Origin of the sequence: Rhizobacter sp., from assembly GCF_031412495.1 — a bacterium.
GTDB lineage: Bacteria > Pseudomonadota > Gammaproteobacteria > Burkholderiales > Burkholderiaceae_C > Schlegelella_A.
The window spans coordinates 1-9,998 of sequence record NZ_JANODC010000240.1 but is presented as its reverse complement, the minus strand read 5'-3'; the positions used below and the strand labels follow the sequence as shown (position 1 = coordinate 9,998).

10 protein-coding genes are annotated in these 9,998 nt (G+C 70.4%); 7 read left to right on the top strand and 3 right to left on the bottom strand.

The window, feature by feature from the left end:
• Together AC30N0_RS09270 and AC30N0_RS09265 are read right to left on the bottom strand one after the other, a co-directional pair.
• The coding region (locus AC30N0_RS09270) for a TCP-1/cpn60 chaperonin family protein (protein ID WP_489517636.1) at positions 1–404 on the bottom strand (404 nt) is incomplete at its 3' end.
• Positions 405–423: 19 nt separating this feature from the next.
• On the bottom strand, positions 424–714 hold the full coding sequence (locus AC30N0_RS09265; RefSeq protein ID WP_489517635.1) for a co-chaperone GroES: 291 nt from the start codon (positions 712–714) through the stop codon (positions 424–426).
• Between the two features lie 158 nt (positions 715–872).
• On the opposite strand from AC30N0_RS09265, the gene AC30N0_RS09260 reads away from it, so the two are divergent.
• Genes AC30N0_RS09260 through AC30N0_RS09230 form a run of 7 tightly spaced genes read left to right on the top strand, consistent with a single transcriptional unit; the run spans position 873 to position 9,508 of the window.
• Complete coding sequence (locus tag AC30N0_RS09260) at positions 873–1,481, top strand: HAD family hydrolase (RefSeq protein WP_489517634.1); 609 nt, start codon at positions 873–875, stop codon at positions 1,479–1,481.
• Positions 1,482–1,525: 44 nt separating this feature from the next.
• A complete protein-coding gene (tssJ, locus tag AC30N0_RS09255) occupies positions 1,526–2,008 on the top strand; it encodes a type VI secretion system lipoprotein TssJ (protein ID WP_489517633.1) in 483 nt (160 codons plus the stop codon).
• Entirely contained in the window at positions 2,005–3,339 is a 1,335-nt protein-coding gene (gene tssK, locus AC30N0_RS09250; RefSeq protein WP_489517632.1) for a type VI secretion system baseplate subunit TssK, read from the top strand. Before tssJ ends, tssK begins: the two co-directional genes overlap by 4 nt.
• Positions 3,340–3,363: 24 nt before the next feature.
• A complete protein-coding gene (locus AC30N0_RS09245; protein WP_489517631.1) occupies positions 3,364–4,704 on the top strand; it encodes a DotU family type VI secretion system protein in 1,341 nt (446 codons plus the stop codon).
• Entirely contained in the window at positions 4,701–8,312 is a 3,612-nt protein-coding gene (tssM, locus tag AC30N0_RS09240) for a type VI secretion system membrane subunit TssM (protein ID WP_489517630.1), read from the top strand. Before AC30N0_RS09245 ends, tssM begins: the two co-directional genes overlap by 4 nt.
• Positions 8,309–9,022 carry a type VI secretion system-associated protein TagF gene (tagF, locus tag AC30N0_RS09235; protein WP_489517629.1) on the top strand — a complete coding sequence of 238 codons (714 nt, stop codon included), beginning with the start codon at positions 8,309–8,311 and terminating at the stop codon, positions 9,020–9,022. Before tssM ends, tagF begins: the two co-directional genes overlap by 4 nt.
• Before the next feature lie 33 nt (positions 9,023–9,055).
• The gene (locus tag AC30N0_RS09230; RefSeq protein WP_489517628.1) at positions 9,056–9,508 is read left to right on the top strand and encodes a hypothetical protein; all 453 of its coding nucleotides are present in this window, start codon (positions 9,056–9,058) and stop codon (positions 9,506–9,508) included.
• Positions 9,509–9,523: 15 nt separating this feature from the next.
• Here AC30N0_RS09230 and AC30N0_RS09225 read toward each other — a convergent pair whose 3' ends face one another.
• On the bottom strand, positions 9,524–9,991 hold the full coding sequence (locus AC30N0_RS09225) for a type VI secretion system-associated FHA domain protein (protein WP_489517637.1): 468 nt from the start codon (positions 9,989–9,991) through the stop codon (positions 9,524–9,526).
• Positions 9,992–9,998: the final 7 nt, after the last annotated feature.

Here is a 9,998-nt window from a genome sequence, read left to right as displayed (position 1 = left end):
CTGAACTTCTTCAGCTCTTCGGTCAGCGAGATGACCGCCTTGTCGATGCCGCGCTTCAGGTCCATCGGGTTCATGCCCGCGGCCACGTACTTCATGCCTTCGCGGACGATGGCCTGGGCGAGCACGGTGGCCGTGGTCGTGCCGTCACCGGCGATGTCCGAGGTCTTGGAAGCGACTTCCTTGACCATCTGGGCGCCCATGTTCTGGAGCTTGTCCTTGAGCTCGATTTCCTTGGCGACGGAAACGCCGTCCTTGGTCACCGTCGGGGCGCCGTACGAGCGCTCGAGCACCACGTTGCGGCCCTTGGGGCCGAGGGTGACCTTGACCGCGTTGGCCAGGATGTTCACACCCTCGACCATGCGCGCGCGGGCGTCGCCGCCGAATGAAACGTCTTTTGCTGCCATTTGAGTTCTCCGTTGCCTCTTACTTCTCGACCACGGCGAAGAGGTCTTCCTCGCGCATCACCAGGAGCTCGTCGCCGTCGACCTTGACGGTCTGGCCGCTGTACTTGCCGAACAGCACCCGGTCGCCGGCCTTGACGTTCATCGAAACGATGTCGCCACGCTCGCTGCGCTTGCCCGGGCCGACCGACAGGACTTCGCCCTGGTCCGGCTTTTCGGCGGCGTTGTCCGGGATGACGATCCCCGAGGCGGTCTTGGTTTCCTGCTCCACGCGCTTGACGATCACGCGATCGGCTAACGGACGAAGTTTCATGGCATCTCCTAGAAGTGATATGAGCCGGCTTGCTGGGGGCCCAGGCGGAGGGGAAACCGGCCGGGGTCGCAAACTGTTAGCACTCAACGTATTCGAGTGCTAGCAAGCATTATAGGTGCCGCCGGCGTCGTTTCAAGGGCGCCGCTAAAGTCTGCTCCATGTCCCGCGAGACCATCGCTCTGGACGCCGACGGCGTCCTGCTCGACCTCAACCTCGGCTATTCCACCGCGTGGCAGCGTGCCTTCGGGCGGGTGCTGGTCGAACGCGACCCGCATGCCTACTGGGCCATGGACCGCTGGGACTGCGACCGCCTGGACGAGGCCGGACGGGCCCACTTCCGCAGCCACTTCGACGAGGCCTTCTGGTCGGCCGTGCCGGCGCTGGCCGGCGCCGTCGAGGCCTGCGAGCGGCTGCACGCGGCCGGCTACCAGCTGGTCTGCGTGTCGGCGCTCGACGCCGAGTTCGAGGCGGCCCGCTTGCGGAACCTGCGTGAGCACGGCTTCCCGATCGAGCGCGTCGTCGCCACCGGGAACGTCGCCGGCGAGCACAGCCCCAAGGCCGCCGCGATCGCCGCACTCGCGCCGGTGGCCTTCGTCGACGATTTCCTGCCGTACTTCCGGGGCGTGCCGGCCAGCGTTCACCGCGCTCTCGTCCTGCGCGGCTCGAACGGCAGTCCGAACACCGGCCCCGAGCTCGCCCTGGCGGACTCGCTGCACGCGGACCTCGCGGGCTTCGCCAGCGACTGGCTGGCGCGAGGTGTTACCTAAGTCACGAGGCACCGGCGCGGCGGCTGGGTATTCTGCCGCCAGCCATGATGCAAGCCTCCCGCCCCTTGCGCCTCGGCGTCGTCGCCGCCGTGCTTCTCGTCCTGGGCGCCTGCGCCAGCCCGCCGCCGCCGCCCAAACCGACCGAGGTCGCGGCGACGCTGCAGGCGGGCGCCGACCTTAACCCCGACGTGCGCAGGCGCGCCTCGCCGCTGGTCGTGCGCATCTACGAGCTGCGCTCCAGCGCCACCTTCGAGAGTGCCGATTTCGTGTCGCTCTACGAGCGTGACCAGGCCACCCTGGCCGCCGAGATGGGCTCGCGCGAGGAGTTCGTCCTTCGCCCCGGCGACACCAGGAACTGGGACAAGACGACCGCGCCCGACATCAAGTACATCGGCGTCATCGGCGCCTTTCGCGACATCGAGCGGGCCCGCTGGAAGAGCATCGTCGAGCTGAAGCCCAACAACAAGAACATCATCGCGATACGCGCCGACGCCATCGCCGTCGAAGCGAAGCGCACGGCGCCGTGAGCTGGCGCAGCCCGGTGGTGTGGTCGCAGGGCATGTTCCTGCAGCCGCATCACTTCCAGCAGGAGTCGCGCTACGTCGCCCGCCTTGTCGATGAGCGGGCGCGTTGCTCGTCGCCGCATGCCTGGGGCTTTGCCGAGCTTCAACTCGACGACGCCCTGCTCGCGACCGGCCGTGTCGCCATCGCCCGCGCCAGTGGCGTGTTCCCGGATGGCACGCCGTTCGCGTTTCCGCAGCTCGACATGCCGCCCGAGCCGCTCGAGGTTTCTGCCGAAAGTGCCGGCGAGCTCGTCTACCTGGCCTTGCCGCTCGGCCGCGAGGGCGTCACGGAAGTCGACTTCGAAGGCGCCGGCAGCGACGAGCTGGCCCGTCTCGTGGCCGTCGAGGAGAGCGTGCGCGACCACACCAGCGCCTCCGACGAGCCGGCGAGCATCCAGACCGGGCGGCTGAAGATGCGGCTCCTGCGCCAGCGCGACGTCACCGACGCCTTCGCGCTGCTCGCGGTGGCGCAGGTCGTCGACCGGCGCAGCGACCGCCAGGTGGTGCTCGACCGCACGCACATCCCGCCGCAGACGACCCTCGACGCGACCGAGCCGCTGGTCGCCGGAACCCGCCTGCTGCAGGGCCTGATCGCACAGCGATCGCAGGCCCTCGCCGGCCGCATGGGCCAGCTGAGCCACGGCATCTCCGAACTGGCCGACTTCATGATGCTGCAGGTGCTGAACCGGGCCGAGCCGCTGTTCCGCCAGCACGCCAGCGCGCCGAGCGTGCACCCGATGACGCTGTTCGGCGACTGCCTGCAGCTGGCCGGAGAACTTTCCACCTTCGCAAGCGCGGCACGCCGCCCGCCCGAGTTCCCGCTCTATCGGCACGACGACCTGCGCGCCTGCTTTACGCCGGTGTTCGACGAACTGAGAAAGATGCTCTCGGTGGTGCTGGAGCAGAACGCGGTGCAGATCGATCTCGTCGACCGCAAGCATGGCGTGCGCACGGCGATCGTGAAGGACCTGGAGCTGGCGCGCACTGCCGTCTTCGTGCTGGCGGTGAGCGCGCAGATGCCGCACGAGCAGCTTCGCCAGATCTTCGTGGCGCAGACCAAGGTCGGGCCGGTCGACCGCATCCGCGACCTCGTCAACCTGCAGCTGGCGGGCATCGTGCTGCAGCCGCTGCCGGTGGCACCGCGCCAGCTGCCCTTCCATGCCGGCTTCTTCTACTTCGAGCTCGAGCGCGGCGGCGACCTCTGGCGCCAGTTCGAGCAGAGCGGCAATCTCGCCCTGCACATCGCCGGCGACTTCCCGGCCCTGCAGCTGGAGCTCTGGGCGATCCGCCAGTAGCGAGCCAGCAGAGCCGAGCGACCCATGAACACCGTGCCGCCCGGTTCGAGCGACGACCCCTTCGCCGCCCTCGACAACCAACGCACCTTCATCATGCCCAAGCCGGGCGCGCGCGCGGCCCCGGCGATGGCCCCGACGCACGGCCCCGAGAGTGCGCCGGCGGCCGACGTGGTGGCCGAAGTCGCCGCCATCGACAGCGGCCTCAACCCGCTCGTCGCCCTGGCCAACCGCCTCCTGTCGGTGCTGCCGCAGATCCGCAGCACGACGCGCTTGGCCGACCCGGCCCAGCTCAAGGACTCGCTGGCGCAAAGCATCCGCGACTTCGAGGCGCGGGCGCGCCAGCAGGGCATCGCACCCGAGCGGGTGATGGCCTCGCGCTACATCCTCTGCACGGTGCTCGACGAGGCCGCCGCGGGCACGCCCTGGGGCGGCAGCGGCGTGTGGGGCCGCTACAGCCTGCTGGCGATGTTCCACAACGAGACCTGGGGCGGAGAGAAGGTCTTCCAGCTCATGGCCAAGCTGGCCGAGAACCCGGCCGCCAACCGCGACCTGCTGGAGCTGATCTACGCGGTGGTCTGCCTCGGCTTCGAGGGCCGTTACCGCGTCATCGAGAACGGCCGGGCTCAGCTCGAGGCGGTCCGCGACAGGCTGGCGCAGATCCTGAAGAAGGAGCGCGGCGACGTGGCCGTGCCCCTGGCTCAGCACTGGCAGGGCCAGGTCGTCAAGCGGCGGCCGCTCCTGTCGTGGCTCGCGCTCTGGGCCACGGGCGCGGTCGCCGCGATCGTCGTCCTCGGCGTGTACTTCGCGCTCTCGTTCTCGCTCAGCGGCCTGTCCGATCCGGCCTACGGCGAGATCCAGGGCCTGCGCCTGGCGCCGCCAACGCCGCCGACGCCGCTCCCCGCGGCCAAGCCGCGACTGGCCCAGTACCTCGCCGAGGACATCCGGGCCGGCTTCGTGGGCGTTCGCGACGATGTCGACCGCAGCCTCATCACCCTGCGCGGCGACAGCCTGTTCGACGCCGGCAGCGCCAGCCTGTCGGCCGGGCGCGAAGCACTGCTGCGCCGCGTCGCGGCGGCCCTGGCGCAGGTGCCGGGGGCGGTCGTCGTTGCCGGCCACACCGACAACACGCCGATCCACACGCTGCGTTTCCCGTCGAACTGGCATCTGTCCGACGAGCGCGCCAAGACCGTGCGCGACATCCTCGTCTCGCAGGGCATCCCGGCGGCGCGGGTCACGGCCGAGGGGCGCGCCGCCGGCGAGCCGCTCGTCGCCAACGACACGCCCGCCAACCGCGGCCTGAACCGGCGCGTCGAGATCACGCTGCTGAGCGGCAAGACCGACGTGGCGGTGGGGAAGAAGCCATGAAGAAGGTCCTCGGCTTCTTCTTCAACGGCTGGACGGTCGCGCTGATCGGCCTCGTCGCGCTGGCCATCGTCATCTGGATCGTCGGGCCGCTGGTCAGCGTCGGCGACGCGCGGCCGCTCGACAGCGTGTTCGCGCGCGCCGTGCTCATCCTCGCCATCACCGCGCTCTATCTGCTGCAGAAGGCGTGGCGTGCGTGGGCCGCGCGGCGCCGGAACAGCACCGTCATCAACCAGCTGATGCAGGGGCCGGCCGCGGCAGCGGCGCTGCGCCCCGAAGATCCGTCCGCGGCCGAGCTGAAGACGATCCACGACCGCTTCGAGGCGGCCCTGAAGACGCTCAAGAACGCGCGCTTCGGCCCGAAGCGCGGCGGGGCGCTCGCCAGCCTGTCGGCGCGGCTCGGCGCGCGCCACCTGTACGAGCTGCCGTGGTACCTCATCATCGGCGCGCCAGGCTCGGGCAAGACCACCGCGCTGCTCAATTCCGGTCTCGAGTTCCCCCTCGCCGCCAAGATGGGGGAGACGGCGGTGCGCGGCGTCGGCGGCACACGCGACTGCGACTGGTGGTTCACGACCGAGGCCGTGCTGATCGACACCGCCGGCCGCTACACGACTCAGGACAGCCACCAGGCCACCGACCAGAAAGCCTGGAACGCGTTCCTCGCCCTGCTCAAGAAGAGCCGGCCGCGCCAGCCCGTCAACGGCGTGGTCGTCACCGTTTCCGTGCCCGACCTGCTGACCCGGTCGCCGTCCGAGCGCGGGCAGCAGGCGGCGGCGGTGCGCGCGCGCGTGCAGGAGCTGCACCAGCAGCTCGGCATCCGCTTCCCCATCTACCTCCTCGTCACCAAGACCGACCTCCTGGCCGGCTTCATGGACTACCTCGGCGACCTGCCGAAGGCTGCCCGCCAGGACCCGTGGGGCTTCACCTTCCCGTACGACGCCCGACAGGTGAGCGACACCTCGCGTTTCGCCGAGGAGTTCGATGCGCTCGAGGCCCGCCTCACCGACGGCCTGGTCGACCGCCTGCAGAGCGAGCGCGACCCGCAGCGACGGGCCCGGATCTACGCCTTCCCGCAGCAGTTCGCCGGGCTGCGCCAGGTCCTGCGCGAATTCGTGGACTCCGTCTTTTCCGGCTCGCAATTCGAGGAACACCCGCTGCTGCGCGGCGTGTACTTCATCAGCGGCACGCAGGAAGGCACGCCGATCGACCGCATGATCGGCAGCGTCGCCCGCACCTATCGCCTCGACCGCCGCCTGCTGCCGGCCAACCAGTCGACAGGCAAGAGCTTCTTCCTGTCGCGCCTGCTGCGCGAGGTGATCTTCGGCGAGGCCGAGCTGGCCGGCACCAACCTCAAGTGGGAGCGCCGACGTGCCCTGTTCTCGTGGGGCGGCTACTCGCTCGTGGCCCTCGCCAGCATCGGTGCCCTGGCCGCATTCGCAACCAGCTACCTGGGCAACCGCGCCTACGTCGCCGATGTCGGCCAGCGCGTCGACGCGGTGCGAAAGCTGGTCCAGGCGACGCCGAACCGCGTCTCCTCCGACGTCGTCGTGCTGCTGCCTGCACTCGCCGCCACGCGCGCGCTGGCCGTCGGCGAGAGCGAGAGCGTGCCGTGGTCGCTGGGCTTCGGCCTCTACCAGGGCAATAAGCTCGATTCCGCCGCGCAGCGCGCCTACCAGCGGATGCTCGTCGATGCCCTGCAGCCGCGCCTGGCGCTGCGTGTCGAAGAGCAGATGAAGTCGAGCAACGACAACCCCGAGCTGCAATACGAGGCCCTGAAGACCTACGTGATGCTGCATCAGCCGGATCGCTTCGACGCCGAGTCGCTCAAGCTGTACCTGCTCGCCGACTGGGAAGCCAACCTGCCGCGTGACGTGACCTCCGAGCAACGCGCCGCGCTCGAGTCGCACCTCGATGCGCTGCTGCAGCAAGGCCCGTCGGTCTCGCCCTTGCCCGAGGACAAGGAGCTGCTGCGCAACACCCGCGCCCGCCTGGCCGCGGTGTCGTTCCCGCAGCGCGTCTACAGCCGCATCAAGCGCGAGGGCGTGCCGGCGGAGCTGCCCGAGTTCACCATCGCCAAGGCGGCGGGGCCGAGCGCGGCGCTCGTGTTCCGCCGCGGCAACGGCGCGCCGCTGACGCGCGGCGTCCCTGCGCTCTACACCTACGACGGCTACCACAAGGGCTTCCAGCGCCAGGTGGAGCGCAGCACCAAGCAACTCAGCGACGAAGAGGGCTGGGTCCTCGGCGTCGCCGATGCGGCGCGGGCCAGCTCGCTGCGCGACCCGCTGGCCCTGAGCCGCCTCACCGACGAGGTCCGCCGTGTCTACCTCGGCGACTACGCGCGCAGCTGGGAAGCCTTCATTGCCGACATCCGCCTGCAGCCGATGGGCGACGTGGCGCAGGCGACGCAGATGGCGCGCATCCTGTCCGCGCCCGACAACCCGCTGGTGCCGCTGCTGCGGGCTGTCGTCAGGGAGACGACGCTGACGGCGGAGACCTCCAAGGACGCGGTGCAGCGGGTCGAGGACAAGGCCACCAGCACCATCCAGCAATCGCGCGAGCAGCTCGCCAAGCTGCTCGGCAACAAGAGCGGTCCGGGAGCGGTGCCGCGCGGCCAGCGCATCGAAAGCCTGGTCGACGACCGCTTCGAAGGCCTGCGCCGCTTCGTCCAGGGCGGCGGCCCCGACGGCAAGGGGCCGGCGCCGATCGACGCGACGGTCGGGCTCATGAACGAGTTCTACGCCTTCATGACGGCCGCCGACACCGCCGTCAAGAGCGGCAGCGCGCCGCCGCCCTCCGACGTGCACAACAAGATCAAGGCCGAGGCCGCGCGGCTGCCCGAGCCGGTGCGCTCGCTCATGGCCACGGTGGCCGTCGCCGGCGGCAGCACGGTGCTGCGGGCCACGCGCGCGAGCATCGGCAGCTCCGTCAACTCCGGCATCGGCGAGTTCTGCCGCCAGGCAGTCGCCGGACGCTATCCGTTCACGCGCGGCAGCAAGAGCGACGTCACCCAGGACGACTTCGCACGCCTTTTCTCGCCGGGGGGCCTGTTCGACGAGTTCTTCCAGAAGAGCCTGGTCAACTTCGTCGACACGTCGGCGCGGCCGTGGACCTTCCGCACCACGGGCGAGGGCAAGATGGGCACCGACAGCGGCACGCTCGGCCAGTTCCAGCGCGCGGCGGCGATCCGCGACACCTTCTTCCGCTCCGGCGGCAAGTCGCCCGGCCTGCGCCTCGACTTCAAGCCGGTCGAGATGGACGCCAGCATTTCCCAGTTCACGCTCGACGTCGACGGGCAGCTCGTCAAGTATTCGCACGGCCCGCAGATTCCGACCGCGGTGCAGTGGCCCGGGCCGCGCGGCAGCACGCAGGTCCGCGTGCAGCTGCAGCCGGCACTCGCCGGCGCCAGCTCCGGGCTGGTGACCGAGGGGCCCTGGGCGCTGTTCCGGCTCTTCGACCGCCTGAACATGGTGCCGGCCGGCGCGCCGGAGCGCTTTCGCGTCGTCTTCGACGTCGATGGCCGCAAGGCCACCTTCGAGGTCACCGCCAGCAGCGTCGTCAATCCGTTCCAGTTGCGCGAGCTGCGCGAGTTCAACTGCCCGGCCTCCCTGTGAACCCGCCGCATGCCGCTGCGGCCGAAGCCGGGGAACCGGTGGTCGGCTGGTTCGGCAAGCTCGCCTGCCTGGGCGATTTCGCCAGCCGGCGGCTCTCGCCCGAGTTCGTCGCCGCCTGCGACGGCTGGCTATCGCACGGGGTCGAGAAGAGCCGAGCCCAGCTCGGCGACATCTGGCTCGACACCTACCTCACCAGCCCGCTCTGGCGCTTTGCCTGGGCGCCCGGCATCGTCGATGCGCGCTGGTGGTTCGGCGTCATGATGCCGAGCGTCGACAAGGTCGGCCGCTACTTTCCGCTCGTCGTCGCCCTGCCGCGGGAGAGGGCGCCGGGTGGCGGCGGCGATCTCGACGAGCTGGAGCGCTGGTTCGGCGGTGTTTGCACGGCGATGCTCGATACCTTGCAGGATGGCTCGTCTCTCGAGCGCTTCGAGCAGCAGCTGCACGAGGTGCCGCGCCTGCTCGCGCGGCCGGCCAGCGCAGAGCCGCCGGACGAGACGCACTGGACCAATCGCACCGGCTACCGCTTCGGCCCGGGACAGTCGCTGGCCGACGCACTGCACGACCTGCTGCACCACGAGGCCTTGCTGCGCTACGGCGGGCGCACGCTTTGGTGGCCGGCGAACGCGAGCGACAGCGCCACGAGGCTGACGGTGGCGACGGGCCTGCCCCAGCCGGAATCATTTGTCGATCTGCTGCAGGGCGCCTGGTAGGTCGCTCGCACGCTGCTTGAAAAGGAGCTGCCGATGATGACGCTGCCCGGCCTTCCCGAACCGCTTCCGGTGCGCTTGCTGCCGCGGCGCGCCGCGACGCCCGGCACCGAGACGGCCTGGCTGGGCGAACACCACACGGTGCAGCTCCTGGCGCCATTGGCCGCCCTGCGCGTTCATCAGCGCGGCGGGACGGCAGCCGCCTCGGCGCCCGGACCGGCATGGGGAGCGGGGACGTGGGGAAACTGGTTCGCCATCGGCGATGTGGTTCTGTCACGATCGCAGTACGCGGCTCGATATGCCCTGCCCGGCGCCTTCACCCACCAGGACGAATGGCAGCTGCCGGCCGGGACGGTGATGAACGTGGGCATCGCCGGCCCGCTGTTCGGTCATGACGGCGGCGGCCTGCAAGCGCAAAGGCTGGATGGCCCGCCGCTGCAAAGACGCCGACTGCACGGGTACTGGGTCGACCGCGTCGGATCCGCCTGACGCCTCAGCCGGTCTTCACGGCCGCGTCGGCGGCACTCCCGCATCGCCCAGCGCACCCGCGAGCTGAGCGCGATAACGCTCCTGCGCTTGCTTGCGCAGCGCCTCGTAGCGGTCCTGGTACTGCTCCCAGACCTTGCCCTTGCGGTTGAGCGCGAGCAACCCTTGGCCGCCGAGAGCCGCCTCGAGTTGCCGGGGCTCGAACTGGGCCAGCACCGCCGCGAGGCCGGCGCGGCTGCCGGAGGCGCTCGCCGCCCCATGTTCGGCCAGTTCCTGCATGGCACTGCGCATGGCTGCCGCCGAAGGCATGAAGCCGCGCACCGGCGGCAGCAGCATCCGCTCGAGGGCGACTTGGGTGTCGGCGGCGAAGAGCAACGGGTTGTGGTCGCGCGCACCGGGCGGCGGGGCAGCGGCGCGCACGCCGCGTCGTTCCGCTTCGCGTTGGGCGAGGAGCCGCCGGGTGCCATCGATCGATTCGCGCAGCAACTGGCCG